Below are 18508 nucleotides of genomic sequence, written 5' to 3' on the forward strand. Positions count from 1 at the left end.
ATGGGGGTAGGATTTCAAATACTGGATGATGTAAAAAATTTGACAACGGGAATCCCCGGAAAAAAGCGCGGAGACGACGTAGTCGAAGGGAAAAAAAGCCTCCCCGTTCTTTTGTATCTTCATAAATACCCGGAAAAGAAGGATCGAATTTTTTATTATTTTCATGAAGCGAAGATAAACGGCTCAAACGTTCCGGAAGTGGAAGATTTTATAGATACGCTTTCAGCGGCGGGCGTTTTTGCGGAAGCGGAAGAAAAAGGGCTGTCATTTTTAAAGAAAATAGAGGATATTTTTAGCTCTAATGAATTTTCAGGCTGTGCCATAAATAAAAACGGGCTTGCCCTTTTTGACGGTTTTATAAAATTAATCAGTTAGAGAAATAAATTGAAAAGTATGTATTTAAGTGAAATTTGGTCTATTCTCAAAACAAGTCATGGAAACGCCATTTTATTAAAGCCAAAAGACAAAGATGTAGCCGTCCCTATTTTTATCGGCACTCTGGAAATGCAGTCAATTTTAATAGGTAAAGAAGGGGTTAGCCTAGCCAGGCCGCATACCCATGATCTCTTTATAAATATGCTTGCCCATGTGAACCTTTTAGTTAAAAAAGTCGAAGTTTATGAGCTAAAAGACGATGTTTTTCACGCCCGTCTTATAATAACAGGCGGCGAATATACCAAGGAAAACCCCCTAATTCTTGACAGCCGGCCTTCCGACGCTTTTGCCATTGCAGCCCGTAAAAAATGCCCTATTTATCTGGCTTCTTCCATAATAGAGCAAACCGGCGTTCCCCTGTCGTTCTTTATTAACGATATTGAAGAAGATACCGAAGATAAATATAAATCCCTAAAAGAACAACTGGAACAGGCTGTCGCCGAAGAAGAATACGAACAGGCGGCGGAAATACGGGATTTGCTAAAAATGTTGGAAAATGATTCTGATGACTAATAATATATTGATAAAAGGAGATAATTGCAGTAAAATAAAAGTATGACGCAGCTTCAACAGACTGATCAGAAAAATACACATATCTTCAGGCTGGCAGCGGCCTTATGCTTGGTTTTACTGATAAATCCGGGTCAATATTTTAATCACAAAAAACCTCCTGCCGAGGGAAGCGGCATTGGCGGAGGGTATCTTGCCAATGAATTAATTACAGGAGAAGAATCCGATATTTTATTAACCACGGCTTCCCTTGATTCCATATCTGAACCTGAAACTATCACAAAAACCCGTATCCTTCTCTGCGATTCCTATCTGGTTCAAAGCGGCGATAATATCAGCACTCTTGCCATCAATTTTGGCTTAAATCAGGATACGATTATTTCAGTAAATAAAATAACCTATTCCCGCGGTCTTCAGGCGGGAAAACCGCTAAAAATCCCGAATCAAGACGGCATTTTTCACACCGTTAAAAACGGAGAAGACCTAAGCGCCATAGCGCAGAAATACAACGCGAACACTGAAACCATTAAAACCGTTAATGAACTTTTTTCTGACAAAGTAGTAACAGGAACGGAACTTTTTATTACCGGAGCGCGACTTGATCCGTCAAAACTCCAGGAAATTAACGGCGATTTATTTATTTGGCCTGTCAACGGCGCCATTACATCGTACTACGGCTGGAGAAGGGACCCCTTTAACAGAAGCCATCGTCAATTTCATAGCGGTATTGATATCAAAGGCAGCACCGGCACTCCCGTCAGAGCGGCAATGGCAGGCAGGGTAAGCGCGGTAGGATATGACAATGTTTTCGGCAATTATATAATAATCAGCCACCACGCAGGTTACCGTACCCTTTATGGCCATCTAAACTTAATCAGGACAAGAACAGGCGCATATGTCACTCAGGGAGAACGCATTGGAGACGTTGGTAACACCGGTCAAAGTACTGGTTCTCATCTTCACTTTACAGTTTATAAAAACGGGGCTACCGTTAATCCGCGCCCGTTGCTAAGGTAGTTAATTATGGATATACAATCATTATCAGTAAACATGAGCCAGATAAAAGTGCAGGAACAGGCGGCAGTACAAGTTCAAGCAATGGGGCTTAATATGATAAAAGAACAAGCCGCCGCTTTAGATAAACTTCTCTCTACTGTTCAATCAATAATTGAGCCTAATCTTGGGAAAAACGTTGATCTTTTAGTGTAAAGCTAGGAAAGATTTATACCTAAAGAATTTATTTAGTACAGCCAGGGTAGGCATACATCTTCAAGCGCTAATTAGCATTTTACCACTGCACACCTAAATATAATGCATCATACAAGGCAAGGTATACTACGGAATTTTGGTAGCAGTTACCTGTACGTGTAACTAGATCATTGATGAGATAATAATTATAATGAAATTAATTATGAGTGAAAATTTGAAATTTGGTGATGAGCAAATATTTCTGTCCTTAAAAAAAGCTATGAATGATGATGAAAAAATAAAAACTACTTATTCATCTATAATTGGTAAACTTATAACTAGTGAATTTTGGTCAACAACTAATAAGGAAGCACCTAGAGTAAAATGGTTTGATGGAAGAGCTGTCAGTAATGATGAAGACGGAAGTAGAATTTTTCGATGTTCCGGAATATACCTGTGGGGAGCAGGTTCATGTCCAAGATATATTGGTAAAGCAGAAAGACAATCTTTTAGGAGAAGATTTAATCGATATATTTTTAGTAGAAATTCTCAATGTGAATTAGCAAGAAGATATGAAAAAGAAATTAAATATAAAGGTATAGATGGCTTTCCAAATGAAATAATAGAATGGTATGAAGAAAAATTCAGCGGTACAGCACGTCTTCAAGGTGCAGTTGATTTTGCAAAACATGGAATAGACAATATCTGGTTTACATTATTTCCAACTGAAGAAATAAACTACATAGATATTATAGAAAGAATACTTATTAATGTGGCTAATGATTGGAATATAGAAAATAATTATGATCAATTAATTAACGTACAACATATATAAAACATTATGATAACTCTTTTTAAGAAGGTTTTTCCATGAAAAAGCAAGAAAAAACCAAAGAACAACAAGAAGATTCTATCTTTGAACTTTTCTCCAACTGGAAAAGTTCGACATCCCCTGCCGAAACCAAAAAATATTACGATCAACTTTGCGCGTCTATATATAACTGGTATAAAAAGTATTACCATAAAAATAATATGGATGAAGAAATAATAATCGTTATTAACAAACTTACTAATAAAAATAAAAAATTAAATATACCAAAAAATAAAGATGAATTTTTTAAGTATTTATATAAATCATTGAAATACGAAAATATTAATTCTTATCGAAAATTTAATGATAAAAAATCGGTAGATATACCAAAAAATGAAATGGCAAAACTAAAAAAGTTAAATAAAATTATAGCGTATAAAGAAAATAAACTTAGAAGAAAATTAACTGAAGAAGAAAAAATACAATGTGCAACAACAGAAACAAAACTTTTTAAAAAACAAGTATACATAAATTGCTTAAATCTTGAAAAGATTGGCGGTATTCACTTATTTAAAAACAAAAGTAAAATTGATCTTCATGGCGATTATTTAACAAAAAATAATATTGCAGAATTAAAGGGAACTGTAAAATATGTATTGGACAAAAAACAAAAAAGAGCCAGAGATTGCTGTAAAGCGCTTTTTACATTATATTGCGTCAAAAATGATTTAAAAGAACTATATCCTATTCTTGATCAGAAAATTTTAGATTCCTTCCATAAAAACAGAAAAAAGCCGAAACAGTACGAAATTTACCTAAAATACCACCCAAAAGTTACAAAAAAAAGCGCAGAAGCCCAAGCCTCAACAAATCTTCACATATTTCTTAATGACATTAGAACCTGCCTAAAAGAAAGAAAAATGAAATAATAAATTTCTCCTAAAAAACCTTAAGTTTTCAAATTTTTAGGCGTTGTTATTAGCGTACATTATTATTAATGTATAATAATTAAACTGTATGCTAGGTAATAGTATACGGCGAATATAGGATCAATCTCTAACAGTAGACCAATAGCTTATACGCTATTAGTCTTTTTTTTTCATAGTAAACACACTGTAAAAATAGATCCGTTCACAGGGGACCGATAGCTATATGCTATTAGTCTTTTTTTTTGTCTGAATAGTGACAGTAAAGGAGGTTTTTATAAATAGTATTATAGCACGTTAACTGCGTATGCAGTAACACAACAAAATACAAGGAGAAAATGATGAAAGGAAAAAACAAGGGAACAACTATGACCCAACATCAGTTTAAAAAATAGGAACAAGATCGGGAAAAGAAGGAGGTTCATTATGGGTATGCCTACAAGGCAAGAGGCTATATGGAAAAGGGCATGTACCTGTGCTGATATGCGACTAGGAAGAAGTTGTAAGAATAGGTTTGGGTCGTATGAATGTAATGGCTGTGAGCAGTATATACTTAACTATATGGATGCGGAGCCTAGTCAAGCAAAGTTATTAATGCTTGATGCTGATGAGCAGATGGCAAGTCTTAGAGGTTCAATAAATAGAGCTAATGTTTTAATAGTCATAAGTATAGCAATCATAGTTGGCTTTGTAGGCTTATTTGCGTATGCAACTGTAGCTGGAAACAAACAAGCGCGAGAGCGCCTAGCCAAGGAAGCCTTGGCTACTGCACCTAAAGCTGAAGCAAGGCATTCTACGGATGAGACTAACATATCTAACACCTTATCTAAGGTCGCAATAGGTTTGACGGATAAGAAAGATATAAACAGAGATGGTAAAGTAAACTGTATCGATGCAGCATTGATGTTCTATAAATATTATCCTGATAAAAGCAAGGTCAGGATATACTGGAATAAGAATACAGCTAAAGACTTTAATCATATGTTTAACTTAGTACTTATCAACGGAACGTGGGTCGGTGTAGAGCCACAGACAAAGTTCTTTGGAGAAAGTAACTATCGGATGAGGCCGGTATGGGGTGCTAAGTATGATTACACCCTGAACATAGATGTTACAAACGACTGGGCTCGATTTGCTAAATGAGGTGAATGAAAAAACTAATGTCCAGTAAAGGATGTTTTAAAAAAAGTATGTCAGAAAATAAATAAAGGAGTATAGGATGTCAGAATATTTATTAATAGCCCCAACATGGCAAAAGGGCTGTATTGAGGAAATGGTTATTCTTGAAGAGACCAGAGTTGTTTTAAAATATACATTTTCTAACAGCCTTGATAATATTAGAACGGCAATTTATGCGAGAACCGGTCATAAAATAAATTTAGAAAAAGCGCTATGGAAACAAAATAACAGGCTGTCGATAAGCGTTAAAAATTTGATGAATTTTCATAATGTAAACTACTCCATGACAACAGAGATAACAGACAATGTAAGATTTGTAGCAGTAAATATGCGTATTGGCGATAGATGGTTTATTACAGGTTATGACGAAAATAATGGCGAATTACTTAATTGGCACTTATCTGACTTAAGAAGATTATCCAAAATAAATAAATTATTAATGTACGTTATAGATCAATTTATATAAATAAATCAGCTATTCCCGCCCGCAAGCATATCGGCAAAACTCGCTATCATATAAATGGGTAGTAGTCTGTAACAGCTAAATATTTACAAAAAGACCTCCTCGCAAAGGCGCAGAGGCGCAAAGGTTGTTGTTCGTAGGATCGTCGTTTTTCCTTCAAGATTTGTTGTTAAAATTATATATATTGATCAATAATGAGGCATCGAACAGGAACTTCGCGTCTTTTGCGTCCTCTGCGTCTTTGCGAGAGAAAATTTGAGAATAATGTTTTGTAAAGTTTTAGATGTTACTGACTAGTAGTGAATACAGTCCGCCGCTAACGCCAAACCCTTTAAGAGTGGTGCGGATAGCATGAGCTGGATGGTACAGTTCGCGGTATATTTCAAGGCTTTTCGATTGCCTGATTGGCTTTTAAACCTGTCGAATTCGGCAGTTTTAAAATCGGGGTTGTAGACCAGTTCCCATTCTTGCTCATTTCTCATTGCGTGTACCCCCTTGAAACCCCCTGATTTCTTGATATAATAACAGCATGGAACGTTTTAACCCTTTAAATGACTACCTTTTCCTAAAATTGATGGGGGAAGAAGGCGATGAGGAACAATGCCTTGCTTTTCTGAACGCCGTTTTAGGTTCAAAAACCAAGCGGCCTGTCAAATTGATCAAAATACTTGAAAACAAAACCTTTACAGCCGAAGTTATCGGGGAAAAATCAAGCATACTTGATGTGCGGGTGGAAACGGACGACGGCGAAAAAATCAATATAGAAGTTCAGCTTAAAAATTTGCAAAATATGGAAAAACGGACGCTATTGCACTGGGGTAGGGAATTCACCAAAGGCATATCAGCCGGAGAAGACTATAAAGAACTGCCCAAAGTAATAACGATTAACATTGTCAATTTTGACAATATCAAACTGGACGACTTTCACACCTGTTTTCATTTATGGGAAGACGATCACCGCGATTACCTGTTAACGGACGTGCTAGAAATACATTTTATCAACATGGTAAAATTCAGAAAGCTAAAGACCGGGGATATAGTAAACAATCTGCTAGAAAGGTGGCTTACATTTTTGGATGTAAACACGCCTGAAAAAATATTGCAGGAGGTAATACAAATGGACAGCGCGATAAGCAAAGCCAACGAGCGGCTTAATTTTGTAACGCAGGACAAGGAATTTTTAAGGAACTACCATTTACGCGAAATGGCAATGTCGGATTGGACTACGGGAGTTAATACGGCAATTGAAAATAAATTGATTGAAGTTGCAAAGAATTCGCTCAATAAAGGGCTGCCTGTTGACCTCATACACGAAATTACTGGGCTGGATATTGAAACAATAAAAACACTGTAGCAAAAGAAATAAAGGGCAGGGAATAAAGAGCAATTACAATGAGGAATAAACGTTATCGGTATGTATAAATGTCGCATAACGACACTAAGGAAAAGTGGTAACAGATAGCTATTGCGAATACCAAAATATTGAATAAAAAGGCCACTTGATGTATGCCTGTTATTTATTCCCCTCAGCAAGCATATCGGCAAAACTCGCTATCATATAAATTGGTAGTGAATACAGCCCGCCGCTAACGCCAAACCCTTTAAGGGTGGTGCGGACGGCATGAGCAGGGCGGTACAGTTCGCGATATATTTCAAGGCTTTTCGATTGCGTGCGGATTCCTGATTTAACTTCTATGGGGACAATTTCGTTTCGCCATTGTACGACAAAATCCACTTCGCTCTTGCCTTCGTCACGCCCCCAATAGTAAATTGGCATACTGCCTGGCATACTGCCAAGGGTTTTCAATTCCTGCAATACGAATTGTTCGGTGATGGCGCCTTTAAATTCTTTAAAGACAAGCGGGTTGGGGTCATAAAAGGTTGTTATATCCAGTCCCGAAGCGGCGGATAAAAGACCGGTATCAAGCATATAAATTTTAAACGCTTCGCGGTCGGCATAGGCGGCGATGGGTAATTTTGCCGCGCTTGTCCTGTCCACCTTATAGACAAGTCCTGTATTTATTAGCCAGTCAAGAGCGTTTTCATAAGCCGCCGCCCTCGCGCCTGTTTTAATTTCCTTATACATAAATTTTTTTTTCTCTTTGGCAAGATGAAGCGGTATAGACTCCCAAATCATGCGAACCTTTGGTATGTCCGTACCTTTAATATGTTTGGAAAAATCCTCTTTATAATTGTTCAGGATTTGTTCCTGCTCCTTGCGCGTTTCATGAAAATTGCCCGATTCAATAAAGGTCTTGACTGCCGTCGGCATACCACCGACATACATATACTCTTTTAACTTAGGTTCGGCTGTGATCAAGTTTGTATCAAACATGGCTCTGTTAAGGCTTTTGATATTATTAAGCAAAATGTCATTGCCCGTCGCCTGCAAAAATTCGTAAAAGGACATGGGACGCAATGTTATCTCATCAACCTGCCCAACCGGAAATTTGCCGCCCGCAATGCCAAGGAAACTCCCAGCGGCGGCGACATGGTATTGCGGCGCATTTTCGTTAAAATATTTAAGGGAGTCTTTTGCCCGTTGGTTCTCTTGAATTTCGTCAAAAATGATAAGGGTTTCGTGGGGGAAAATCTTTTTTTTAGAATAGTCCTCCAGTCCCGCGACTATATATTCAGGTGATATATTTCCTTCAAAATATTTATGCGCGTCAAGGTCTTTATCAAAGTTTATATATATGGTCGTTTTATACTCGTTTTTTCCAAATTCGTTTAACAGCCATGTCTTGCCGACTTGCCGCGCCCCGTACAAAATAAGAGGTTTGCGGCTTTTAGAGGCTTTCCATGCCAAAAGTTCGTTGTATGCCGTGCGCGTCATTTTCATATCTTTTCCTTACGTTATGCTTTCACTTTATAATAAAATGACATTTTTTGCAAGCATTTTATGTCTAAAATGACACTTTTTGCAGTCTAAAATGTAATTAAATGACAATCTTAGCAAGCAATTTATGTTAAAATTGACACTTTTAGCAAGCTAAAATGTAATTAATTGACATTTTTAGCAAGCTAAAATGAGAAGAAATGACATTTTTAGCAAGCAATTTTTGTCAAAATTGACACTTTTAGAAAGGTAAAAAATGATATTTTTTTGAACGAAGATGACGGTGTTGGCCTACTCTGCCGATTGCCGCTGACGGGCAATCGTAAACTGGACGTATTTTGACAGGGCGTTCTGAATCGGTATGCCGAATTTTTCCGGCAATTTCATTCTGCATCGAAACGCCTTTATTGCAGTCTCCGCCACTTCCCTAAGACGCGGATCGACGCATACGACGGTATCATCGTTCCATTTTATTATCGTAGGCCGTCCTTTTTCTTCTATAAGTTGCAAATAAATCTGAATGTGTTTTTTGCCAATCGTCTCACCGTCATAAGTAACGCCATAAGTGCACTTGTCTTCCCCGGCGGTCCTTACAGGATCGATTTTAGACGAATCCCTTATAATCTGAAACAGGCGGTCTTCATAATGCGTCCAGTTCTCTTTTTTGACCGCTTTTTTGATGTCTTCCTTTGATAATGGCTTCCCATCTTTGATGTATTCATCCGTTGTCTTTATATATTCTTCGGTCAGATCGTCGAAAATATCCTTATATGTCCGGTATCCGGCGGGAGATGGTTCTAAAAACGGCGCCTTTGTCTTGATTACCGAAAGCAGCACCGCAATTATGCAGCCCATCTTTGGGTCATCATCGCTGGAAAAAGAATAATCCCCGCCCACATACATAAATGAAATTGTCTGTGAACCGTTCTTTTTTTCCGTAATGCCCATTGCAAGCGCGGACTGAATTGCCGCAGCCCAAAATACGTTTCCTTCCGGCGTGTATTTAGGCGGCGTAATCTTGGTTGCGGGGTCATTTATAAAGGCAACCAGTCTTGGAGTGTATTCGGTTAAAAAATCCTGATATTCTGTCATGCGTCTTAATCCTAAGTCTTAATCCTAATATAATATTTTTATTTGATTTGTCAAGCAAAAACAAACAATAAATTCAAAAATAGCCAAATATAAAAGAAAATTCATTAATTTTATTCATTTCAGGATAAATTCGAAAACATAGACAAGAACAGCGAAACTATATCCATGTCCGCAATTAATTCTTGAACATCAGTATCATCGGTATCATCAGTTTCATCAGTTTCAATTTCGCTTTCATAAATTAAAAGTCCGTTCTCATGAATAGAAGACGGCTTTTCAATTTCGCTCGCAAGAGCCAAAAGTCCCTTTCCTTGAACAGGAGACGGCTTTTCTATTTCGCTGGCAAGGACAAGAAGTCCCTTCCCTTGAACAGGAGTCGGTTTTTCAATTTCGCTGGCAAGAGCTAAAAGTCCCTTTCCTTGAACAGGAGTCGGCTTTTCAATTTCGCTCGCGTGAGCCAAAAGCCCTTTTCCTTGAACAGGGGACGGCTTCTCAAATTCATCTGCAATAGCAAGAAGTCCCTTTCCGGAAGAAGCTGCTTTTTTTGCCGCTTTTTTGCTTGCTAATTTAAGAAGACCTTCGTAAGCAAAAGCGGCAGGTTTCTTTTTAGCAAATTTACTGGCAAGCCAAAAAAGTCCGCCGCGTTGAGACTCGTCATGTTCCATGGCGGCGCGTAAAGCTATATCAATTATGTTCGCTTCTTTGGCTTGTGCTACAGTTTCAACTTCATTAATAGTTTTGGCTTGTGCAACTTCTTTAAAACCTTCTATCTCTCCAACATCGCCAATTTCTTCAAATTCATTAATATCTTCGATTTTACCAACTTCTTCTATATCACCGATTTCTTCAATATCTTCAGTTTTATTAACTTCTTTTATTTCTTCAGCTTTTTCAATCTCTTCTATTTCGCCAACTTTCTCAATTTCATCAACTTCATCGGCTTCCCCAATTTCTTTTATCTCTTCAAGTTCCTCAACGTCTTTATCTTCGCCAATTTCTTTAACTTCTTCGGCTTCTCCAATTTTCTCAATTCCTTCAACTTTGCCATCTTCTTTAATTTCTTCAATATCTTCTAACTCTTCAACTTCGCCAATTTCTTCGATATCATCAGTCTTTTCAGATTCCTTTGCCTCCTGTACGGCAGGCTTTTTCTCAACTTGTTGGACAACTACTAATTCCTGACCGCTGCCGACTTTAAGAACGGCAAGCAATTCATCCCACGATTTATCAATAATACTGTTAATATTTTCTTCCGAGCGTTTATTAAATTTTAGGTTACTTTTTAACTGCGACCGAATTTCATCGCGGCGTTGTTCCAGTTCCAGTATCCATTTTGCCCTCTCTGTAGCGGATTTATTCGCGTATAATTGTTCAAAAAGACTTTCTCTTAAGCGCGTTATGCGATTCTGTACAATTGCCGCATGACTAGGTTTTAGATTTAGCAGGAAAAAAAACGCAAGGAAAAATGTTAAAAAGATGGAAATTTGCAAAATAAATTTCATGGGCGCGGAAATTGAAAACAGAGAGCTGTTTACAAGGCGTCCAAAAAATAAATTCTGATCTGTTTTTATCGAAATAAGGGAAAAAGCCGCCCCGGAATCTTCAGCGTCAATAGTTATGTAACCTTGAATACCCTTTTTCCAAATTTCCGCGACTCTGTTAAAAATAGCGCTTTTTGACGTTTCGGGGCTTCCCAAAAGAATTCCCGACGGCTCATTTATCAGGGAAATATTGTCGCTTATTTTTAACCGGCCTGTTTCTATGAGTCTTTCGGCAAATGTACTGATTGATACGGAAAAAAGCGCAGTCCCGCGGAAAACGTCCATTGAATCCCTAAAGGGGAATGAAAAGATAATTCTGTCGTTTTGATCGTCCATTGTAAGTTTGGCGTTATTAGCGTCTTCAACGCTTACAATTTCATAAGGCAGAGAGGCTGGGTTTTCGTTGTAATTACGATAAGCCGTCGAGTTTTGATTCTGGTTCATTATATCGCGAGCGGAAGTTGAATAATGAAGCCTTATCCCGTTACTGTCCACAAACTGCACGGATTGAAGCCCCAATGTCGATTCCATCAATATTCCGTATATTCTTGAACGTTCAAAAATATCATCGGGGCTTTGGTTATATAAAAAACTTCTGCGAATGGCGGGTACTGTCAGAGTAGCGTAAAACTTGCTTTTAAGGTTATTAATATGAGTTTGAACAATTTTCGCGTCGCCCGCATTTTCCTTAACATAAGAATTGATAATCGAAGGGTTATAAAAATGAGCCTCTACATAGTCAAATAATTCTACATTTACCAGATAGATAAATCCGGCAAAAAGGAGGATTGATATCAATAATGCCACAAGCGGTTTTACAAAAGTTGGCAATTTTCTACCTGTTTATTCTATTATCGGTTGTTAATTGTATCAAAAAAAATAATAAATGTTTGTCTAATAAATTAAAATTATCGCACTTTATTATTGTTTTCCTGACGGAGGTGCTGCTGGCGGAGCACCCTGGGCTGCGCCCGATGCTGTGCCCTGGGCTGCGCCCGGGGCAGGAGCGGCGCCGGGAACAGAGGCAGGAGCGTCCGAGGGAATCACTCCAAGCCGTTTCATTTGTTCTTCCGTTTCTTTTTGAGCGCTGTATTCATACTTCATCTGGTTGGCTTTTATATAGGTGTTCTTTAACGCGGATAATTCAGGTTTAATTCCTTTAATTTTTGCCCGATCTTCCTGCTGTACATTTGCCTTAAAAAACTCATCAAGAGAGCTTAGTACCCTATGATAGGATTGCACGTCATTAATATTTTTCTCAAGATAACTCATGATCTGTTCTTCGGTCATGGCGGAAAGTTTATTATACGCGGGTCCTCGGACAAAACTGCTTAAAATTCTGATTTTCTTGTCTAACTCGTCCATTAATCGATGAAAATTTACTTTTTCCTTTACAGTAGTGCCTTTGGTATTATCCATACTTTCCACGGTATAGATAACTTCTTCCTTTTCAGCATTTGTAATTTGCCTGATTAACTCCCTTATCATCTCAAAGAAAGATTTTCTTCGGCTCTCCATTACCGCCTGGTTTTCATTCAGTTTTTGGCAGATTTCTGTAAGCTGAGTTGACGCGCCGCCAATAATAATAATTCCGTCAAGAAGGATGTTTTTAAAATTTACGGCAGCCTTTGCCGATTTTTGTTTGGTTTCCGCGACCTTTAAGGTGTTTAATACTGTTTCTTTAAGATCAGCGCCGCTATCGGTATAATCTTCCTTGATGACTTCATCCACCAACTCCTTGTAAAAGGGCGACCCCGGCATTGCGGAATGCATTTTTTTCTTGATGTTTTCAAGTGTAGCTTCACTGGCGGACATATCTTTGGTTATATTTAGACGGACATTAAGCTTGTAATTTTCCCTGTAGTAAGTGTTAAGTTCCTTCAGAATGTTCATTGAGGTGGTAGTTTTCTTAGAAAGCTTGGAAAGACTTTCAGCTATAATACTGAGGGTAAGCGCGTCAACACCGGCTTTTGCGTTGGTGGTCATTTCAGCGACCGATTTAGTCATTAAGGACTGGGAATCCGGCGAAAAGCTGACCCAGTCTACATAACGGACAAGCCCTACAATCCGCTTTATGCGTTCAAGATTAAGATAATCCATGTTTAACTGGTAGAAATTGACTAAGTAGTCAAGCTGATTGTCAAAATTCGAGAGTCTGATAGAAAGCTGCTCTATCCTCTTTGCTTCCTGAAAACTGCTGGCATCCGGAACTTCAATCTCGCTAATTTTAGTATCCTGTTTGTAAGGATCTTCATCAATTATTTTCTTCTTTATGTATATGTTATATAACGAAGCAAATGAGATTTGAAAAATCCTGAGTTCATCCTTTAGTTTCGCCATTTCAGACTTTTCCAGCCAGTCTTTTCTGGCTAAAAGAGTTTGCTGGAGAATGTCAATATAATTTGGTTGTCCTGTTTCCGCCATTACTATTAATTATCGTATATTTTGTTAAAAAACTCAAATATGGGAACCTATAAAAACCACAGTTAGATTTTTAGAAGTTACTATATCTAAAAAAAGTTTATTTTTCGGTCAAGCGCCACGCACGCTCACGCCATATATAGGTATGAAAAACTTCTATTTTAAACTGACAATTGTTGTCGCGCTGGCTCTCCAGCTTGCCTGCTGCAGGGACCTGTCTCCTTCAAAATATGTCTTAAATTTGCCAAAACTGCCGCCAGCATGGGTTTCTCTGCTTGGAAAACCATGCTGGCGGCTTGAATGGTTTGCCCCAAATGGCGAAAAACAGGCGGCAGATTTCCAATCCACAGGTAATCCAGAGGTAGAACTGCCCGTAACATGGGCAAATCCGGTCATTGCCTGGCCTTATTGGCCTGTTTATAACCTGAGTCCGGGGCTTTTTATGCCAGCCGGAGCGATATTTCCCTTTAATATCGAAGAAAACACCCTACATCTTAGCTGGGAAGCCGGGCCTGGCGTTGTTTTTTACATGGAACTTGCCCTTGCCTGTGCAAATGAGCAAAAACCTTCAAAAACGCCCGCAAACTTTGACTGGCCAAGATTCAGGGAACTTTTTCATGATGAAACATTGAGTATTGAAGTCCGCGAAGACCCCTGGCTTATTAATTGGCGCTCAGTAGCGGAAAAAACGGTCAGCGGAAACTTTGACAAACGCCGTCTTGTTCCTGAAAAAACCGAACCCATGAATATGCCCGTTCCTCCCGGTCCTTGGTACGGAACATCCCCATTTGCAAAACCATTATTGTTTGAGGATAAAGCCGATGTCATTTTTCAGGCGCGTCCTGGAATAAATTTATGGGTTAGCGCGGATGGGATATTACGGGTAAACGGTAAAACATGGGTATTTTCCAAAATGAGGGATTAATTTCCGCTATTGTAGAGGAAGCCTGTCTTCCTGTAAAATAAATTATGAAGCGGGTATTATTTTCGCTATTATTACTTTTTTTTACTTTTCCGCTTTTTGCGCAAAACCAACCTATTTATGCCGGTCTTAACGCTGACGAACAGCTTTCCTTTGTCGGCATGATGATGGCCGATCTTCTGGATAGGTTTGGCCCGCCAAGATCGGTTATTTGCGAAAGAGGAGCCGAACCCTGGCAGGACGATGTTGTTTTTCAATATAATGGCGCTGATTTTTATATTTACAGGGATCGGATTTGGCAGGTAAAATTGGCTTCGACGCACGGTATTTCAAACGGCGACAAAAAAGCGGCTGTTTTACTTACCTTGGGAAGCAACGCGGTAGACAAGGAGGATCATGCGCTCCTTGCGATAAACGGTAAAAGTTGGCCTTTGATGATAAGGGTTAATTTTAATAATACGGGACTGGTTACGGCGATTTATATTTACCGTCCCGATTTTTAGGGGGAATTTTTGGCGAAAAACTGCTTATGCCTTACGGGGAAGACCATCAAACAAGATGTGGATTTATTGAACAAATACCGCAAATATGCCGATTTGGCGGAGTTACGGGTTGATTGTCTGGATGGCGATGAACGTTTATACATACGCCGCTTTCCGGAACTGGCGGGAGTTCCTGTTATTCTGACTGTCAGACGCGATATTGACGGAGGTTATTTTTCAAGCGGCGAAGGCGCAAGATTAAAACTGCTCGCAAACGGGCTTGCTTACGCAAACGCGGACAGCAGGCTTAACTTTGCCTATGTTGACATCGAAGAGGACTTTAACGCTCCCAGCCTTGAAGAAGCGGCGCGTACATTCGGAACAAGAATTATCCGTTCCTGTCATGATTTAAAAAGAGCTATTGATGATATTCCCGCGAAAATTAAATCAATGAAACGCGCCGGAGATGAAATAGTAAAAGTGGCGGTTTCGGTAAAATCCACGCATGACGTATTAAATGTTTTTAAGGCGTCTAGTACATTTATAAAGCAGGATAAAATTCTTATCTGCATGGGGCATTACGGCATTTATTCAAGAATCCTCGCCGAAAGATTTGGATCGTTTTTAGCTTACTCAAGCGCGTTATCTGAAAATGTCATCCCCGGCGCTCCAGGGCAGATGGATGTCCGCGAGCTTTCCGAGTTGTACCATTTTAAAAGAATAACAAAAGATACAAAAATATACGGAGTTATAGGCAACCCGTTAAAATCCAGCGTAAGCCCCTGGTTTTTTAACACTATTTTTAATCTTGAAAACGCCGACTGCGTGTATGCCCCATTTCCTGTAACTGATATTAATGATTTTATGGAACTTGCGGACGGACTGAATATACAGGGGCTTTCTATCACAGTGCCTTACAAGGAAACGGTTCTTCCGCATATTGATGAAAAATCGGAAATTGTACAATCAATTGGCGCGTGCAATACCATGTACCGCAAAGGGGATGTATGGTATGGCGATAATACCGATTACGCCGGTTTTACGGCGTCACTCCTTAATTTTTTAGGCAGGAAAAATTTAAAACGGCGAAAAATTACAATAATAGGCGCAGGAGGCGTGTCACGCGCCGTAGCCGCGGAAATATTTAAAATGGGCGGCAAAGCCCTTATTTTAAACCGTACTGTTCATAAAGCCGCAAATATCGCGTCACGGTATAATTTCCGCTGGGGAGGTCTGGATAATCAAGGAATAGAACTTATGTCCAAATACAATGACATAATTATCCAAACCACCTCCGTCGGCATGGAAGGTTATGATGAATCAGATCCGTTGGAACTTTACGAATTTTCAGGAAATGAATCGGTAATGGATTTGATTTATACTCCCGCCCAGACTTCTTTCTTAAAAAGAGCCGCGTCCGCGGGATGCAAAACGCTCAACGGTTACGACATGGTAATACGTCAGGCTTGTTTGCAATACGCGAACTTTTTTGACAGAGAAATACCAAAAACACATTTATCACAAATAAATTCATTAGGGGCAAACGGATGGGACAGGATAGCGTCGGGTTGATGAAAGAAGCGGCTGGTAAAGCCGCCGTAGACGAAATGGTAAAAAGCGGCATGAAGCTTGGGCTTGGAACAGGTTCTACCGCCATTCACGCGGTTCGCAGAGTAGGAGAGCTTTTGTCGCAGGGAGCGTTACGGGACATTTGCGCGTTTGCCACAAGTTTCCAAACGGAAATTGAATGTGAAAAATTAAGGATTCCTTTTTTTACGTTAAATTCGCGCGAACTTTCATCAGGACTGGATTTAACAATTGACGGCGCCGATGAAGTAGACCCGCAAAACCGTCTTATTAAAGGAGGGGGCGGCGCTCATTTAATTGAAAAAATAGCCGCTTATGCTTCGGCGTTATACGCCATTACCGTGGACGAATCAAAATTGACGGAGCGCCTAGGGGGCGGTTTTCCCGTTCCCGTAGAAGTTGTTCCCGATGCGAGAGTACAGGCTGCAAAGGCACTTGAAAAATTAGGCGCTAATGTTATTATTAGGGAAGCGGTACGAAAAGCGGGACCTGTAATCACAGAACACGGAAACCTGATTTTGGACATTCGCTTTAATTCTCCGGTAGACCCGTCATTAATGGAAACTGAGTTAAACAACATTCCGGGCGTTGTGGAAAACGGTTTTTTCACCAGAAAGCCGCCTGTCGTATATATTGCCCGTTCAAACGGAACAGTAGAAATAAGAGGAAGATGATAAATATTTTAAAGCACCTAACGGCGCTTTAATGAAACGCCCGTCTTTAAGGAGTAAACTATGATCGATATAAAAGAACACTTAAAAGAAATATCCGGCAGCGATTATATTGACGCTGAGTTGTTCGTAAAATACAGCGTAAAGCGCGGTTTGCGAAACGATGACGGAACCGGCGTGCTTGTCGGGCTTACAAGAGTCGGTGACGTGCGCGGTTACATTGTAGATGAGGGTGAAAAAGTCCCCACTCCCGGCAAACTCTACTACAGGGGAATTGACATTGAAGACATTTCCAACGAAGCGGCAAAGCAGAACCGTTTTTGTTTTGAAGAGACAATTTATCTTCTTCTTTTTGGCAAACTGCCAAACCAAAAACAGCTTGAAAATTTTAACAAATTGTTAGGTGAAACCCGCATATTGCCAAAAAACTTTGTAGAAGACGTAATAATGAAAGTCCCATCACGCGACATAATGAACAAGCTGGCTTCTTCTATACTTGCCCTGTACCCTTATGACAATGACCCGGAAAATCAGTCTCCAGAAAATGTTTTGCGCCAATGCATAGAATTAATCGCGCGTTTTCCGGCAATTGCCGCGTATTCATATATGTCAAAAAAACACCATTTTGACCGCGAAAGTTTAATAATTCATCCCTCTGATCCGTCATTATCAAGCGCACAGACGTTTCTTTCGCTTATAAGGCCGGATAAAAAATACACCCCATACGAAGCGCAGTTATTGGACCTTGCCTTTGTGCTTCACGCCGAACACGGCGGCGGAAACAACTCCACGTTTACCGTGCATGTTGTTTCGTCTTCAGAGACGGACACCTACTCCGCGATTGCCGCAGGTATTGGTTCGCTAAAAGGCTATAAACACGGCGGGGCAAACGCAAAAGTAATCGGCATGATGGATGAAATCATGAAGAACGTAAAAAATTGGGAAAGCGAGGAAGAAGTGTCCGCCTACCTAGAAAAAATTCTTAAAGGACAGGCCTATGACAGAACAAAAAAAATCTACGGTCAGGGACACGCCGTCTACACAATAACAGACCCGCGCGCGATCCTGTTACGCGATAAAGCAAGAACGCTGGCGGAAGAAAAAGGAATGATAAAAGAATTTAATCTTTATTGCCTGATTGAAAAGCTTACTCCTATAGTGTTTAAAAAAGTTAAAGGCTCAGATAAAGACATTTGCAGTAATGTGGATTTTTATTCAGGCTTTGTATATAAAATGCTTGACATTCCTCAGGACTTAAACACTCCGATTTTCGCCATTAGCAGAATAGCCGGCTGGTGCGCGCATCGGTTGGAAGAAATTATAGCTGGTGGCAGAATTATACGGCCTGCGTACAAGTGCGTCCAGCCGCGGTTGAAGTATACTGATGTAAATAGCAGATAGGAAAGATTTCTCACAAAGAGCACAAAGGAAGATAGGGTGG

At 39.5% G+C, this 18508-nt stretch carries 18 protein-coding genes; 14 read left to right on the top strand and 4 right to left on the bottom strand.

Translation table 11 applies throughout. The annotated features are described in order from the left end of the window. The 9 genes from ACYVRA_RS04095 to ACYVRA_RS04135 all read left to right on the top strand — a co-directional run. The coding region (locus ACYVRA_RS04095) for a polyprenyl synthetase family protein (protein ID WP_461251477.1) at positions 1-375 on the top strand (375 nt) is incomplete at its 5' end. A gap of 18 nt (positions 376-393) precedes the next feature. Next, positions 394-948 (top strand): bifunctional nuclease family protein, encoded by a 555-nt coding sequence (locus ACYVRA_RS04100; protein WP_461251517.1) that lies wholly within the window; start codon positions 394-396, stop codon positions 946-948. A 42-nt stretch (positions 949-990) separates the two neighbouring features. Then, positions 991-1962 (top strand): peptidoglycan DD-metalloendopeptidase family protein, encoded by a 972-nt coding sequence (locus tag ACYVRA_RS04105; RefSeq protein ID WP_461251478.1) that lies wholly within the window; start codon positions 991-993, stop codon positions 1960-1962. A 6-nt stretch (positions 1963-1968) separates the two neighbouring features. Beyond that, positions 1969-2154: a YjfB family protein gene (locus ACYVRA_RS04110; protein WP_461251479.1), complete on the top strand. Its 186-nt coding sequence runs from the start codon at positions 1969-1971 to the stop codon at positions 2152-2154. Positions 2155-2344: 190 nt separating this feature from the next. After that, positions 2345-2968 carry a hypothetical protein gene (locus tag ACYVRA_RS04115; protein ID WP_461251480.1) on the top strand — a complete coding sequence of 208 codons (624 nt, stop codon included), beginning with the start codon at positions 2345-2347 and terminating at the stop codon, positions 2966-2968. Between the two features lie 35 nt (positions 2969-3003). After that, on the top strand, positions 3004-3873 hold the full coding sequence (locus ACYVRA_RS04120; RefSeq protein WP_461251481.1) for a hypothetical protein: 870 nt from the start codon (positions 3004-3006) through the stop codon (positions 3871-3873). A gap of 423 nt (positions 3874-4296) precedes the next feature. Next, positions 4297-5013 carry a hypothetical protein gene (locus ACYVRA_RS04125; RefSeq protein ID WP_461251482.1) on the top strand — a complete coding sequence of 239 codons (717 nt, stop codon included), beginning with the start codon at positions 4297-4299 and terminating at the stop codon, positions 5011-5013. Positions 5014-5089: 76 nt separating this feature from the next. After that, positions 5090-5515: a hypothetical protein gene (locus ACYVRA_RS04130; protein WP_461251483.1), complete on the top strand. Its 426-nt coding sequence runs from the start codon at positions 5090-5092 to the stop codon at positions 5513-5515. 526 nt (positions 5516-6041) lie between these two features. Beyond that, entirely contained in the window at positions 6042-6866 is an 825-nt protein-coding gene (locus ACYVRA_RS04135) for an Rpn family recombination-promoting nuclease/putative transposase (protein WP_461251484.1), read from the top strand. A 159-nt stretch (positions 6867-7025) separates the two neighbouring features. Here the strand turns inward: ACYVRA_RS04135 and ACYVRA_RS04140 are convergent, their stop codons facing one another. The 4 genes from ACYVRA_RS04140 to ACYVRA_RS04155 all read right to left on the bottom strand — a co-directional run bounded on the left by ACYVRA_RS04140 (position 7026) and on the right by ACYVRA_RS04155 (position 13408). After that, entirely contained in the window at positions 7026-8354 is a 1329-nt protein-coding gene (locus ACYVRA_RS04140) for an ATP-binding protein (RefSeq protein ID WP_461251485.1), read from the bottom strand. Between the two features lie 288 nt (positions 8355-8642). After that, positions 8643-9443 (bottom strand): hypothetical protein, encoded by an 801-nt coding sequence (locus tag ACYVRA_RS04145; protein ID WP_461251486.1) that lies wholly within the window; start codon positions 9441-9443, stop codon positions 8643-8645. 119 nt (positions 9444-9562) lie between these two features. Then, positions 9563-11791, bottom strand: coding sequence for a hypothetical protein (locus tag ACYVRA_RS04150; protein ID WP_461251487.1), 2229 nt, complete (start codon positions 11789-11791; stop codon positions 9563-9565). A 114-nt stretch (positions 11792-11905) separates the two neighbouring features. Then, the gene (locus tag ACYVRA_RS04155) at positions 11906-13408 is read right to left on the bottom strand and encodes a hypothetical protein (RefSeq protein ID WP_461251488.1); all 1503 of its coding nucleotides are present in this window, start codon (positions 13406-13408) and stop codon (positions 11906-11908) included. 142 nt (positions 13409-13550) lie between these two features. On the opposite strand from ACYVRA_RS04155, the gene ACYVRA_RS04160 reads away from it, so the two are divergent. From ACYVRA_RS04160 to ACYVRA_RS04180, 5 genes are read left to right on the top strand one after another with little or no spacing between them, the layout of a single operon-like run. Next, complete coding sequence (locus ACYVRA_RS04160; protein WP_461251489.1) at positions 13551-14330, top strand: hypothetical protein; 780 nt, start codon at positions 13551-13553, stop codon at positions 14328-14330. Positions 14331-14374: 44 nt separating this feature from the next. Further along, positions 14375-14830 (top strand): hypothetical protein, encoded by a 456-nt coding sequence (locus ACYVRA_RS04165; protein ID WP_461251490.1) that lies wholly within the window; start codon positions 14375-14377, stop codon positions 14828-14830. Positions 14831-14839: 9 nt separating this feature from the next. Next, positions 14840-16381 (top strand): type I 3-dehydroquinate dehydratase, encoded by a 1542-nt coding sequence (locus tag ACYVRA_RS04170; protein WP_461251491.1) that lies wholly within the window; start codon positions 14840-14842, stop codon positions 16379-16381. After that, positions 16357-17070: a ribose-5-phosphate isomerase RpiA gene (gene rpiA / locus ACYVRA_RS04175; RefSeq protein ID WP_461251492.1), complete on the top strand. Its 714-nt coding sequence runs from the start codon at positions 16357-16359 to the stop codon at positions 17068-17070. Before ACYVRA_RS04170 ends, rpiA begins: the two co-directional genes overlap by 25 nt. Positions 17071-17130: 60 nt before the next feature. After that, positions 17131-18468, top strand: a complete 1338-nt coding sequence (locus ACYVRA_RS04180) for a citrate/2-methylcitrate synthase (protein WP_461251493.1) — start codon at positions 17131-17133, stop codon at positions 18466-18468. The last annotated feature ends 40 nt before the right edge of the window (positions 18469-18508 follow it).

This window comes from Treponema sp. R8-4-B8 (assembly GCF_054786175.1).

Bases quoted from the DNA above. Each gene is read 5' to 3' on its own strand.
- ACYVRA_RS04100 (WP_461251517.1), top strand. From the start codon at position 394: ATGTATTTAAGTGAAATTTGGTCTATTCTCAAAACAAGTCATGGAAAC.
- ACYVRA_RS04105 (WP_461251478.1), top strand. From the start codon at position 991: ATGACGCAGCTTCAACAGACTGATCAGAAAAATACACATATCTTCAGG.
- ACYVRA_RS04110 (WP_461251479.1), top strand. From the start codon at position 1,969: ATGGATATACAATCATTATCAGTAAACATGAGCCAGATAAAAGTGCAG.
- ACYVRA_RS04115 (WP_461251480.1), top strand. From the start codon at position 2,345: ATGAAATTAATTATGAGTGAAAATTTGAAATTTGGTGATGAGCAAATA.
- ACYVRA_RS04120 (WP_461251481.1), top strand. From the start codon at position 3,004: ATGAAAAAGCAAGAAAAAACCAAAGAACAACAAGAAGATTCTATCTTT.
- ACYVRA_RS04125 (WP_461251482.1), top strand. From the start codon at position 4,297: ATGGGTATGCCTACAAGGCAAGAGGCTATATGGAAAAGGGCATGTACC.
- ACYVRA_RS04130 (WP_461251483.1), top strand. From the start codon at position 5,090: ATGTCAGAATATTTATTAATAGCCCCAACATGGCAAAAGGGCTGTATT.
- ACYVRA_RS04135 (WP_461251484.1), top strand. From the start codon at position 6,042: ATGGAACGTTTTAACCCTTTAAATGACTACCTTTTCCTAAAATTGATG.
- ACYVRA_RS04140 (WP_461251485.1), bottom strand. From the start codon at position 8,354: ATGAAAATGACGCGCACGGCATACAACGAACTTTTGGCATGGAAAGCC.
- ACYVRA_RS04145 (WP_461251486.1), bottom strand. From the start codon at position 9,443: ATGACAGAATATCAGGATTTTTTAACCGAATACACTCCAAGACTGGTT.
- ACYVRA_RS04155 (WP_461251488.1), bottom strand. From the start codon at position 13,408: ATGGCGGAAACAGGACAACCAAATTATATTGACATTCTCCAGCAAACT.
- ACYVRA_RS04160 (WP_461251489.1), top strand. From the start codon at position 13,551: ATGAAAAACTTCTATTTTAAACTGACAATTGTTGTCGCGCTGGCTCTC.
- ACYVRA_RS04165 (WP_461251490.1), top strand. From the start codon at position 14,375: ATGAAGCGGGTATTATTTTCGCTATTATTACTTTTTTTTACTTTTCCG.
- rpiA (WP_461251492.1), top strand. From the start codon at position 16,357: ATGGGACAGGATAGCGTCGGGTTGATGAAAGAAGCGGCTGGTAAAGCC.
- ACYVRA_RS04180 (WP_461251493.1), top strand. From the start codon at position 17,131: ATGATCGATATAAAAGAACACTTAAAAGAAATATCCGGCAGCGATTAT.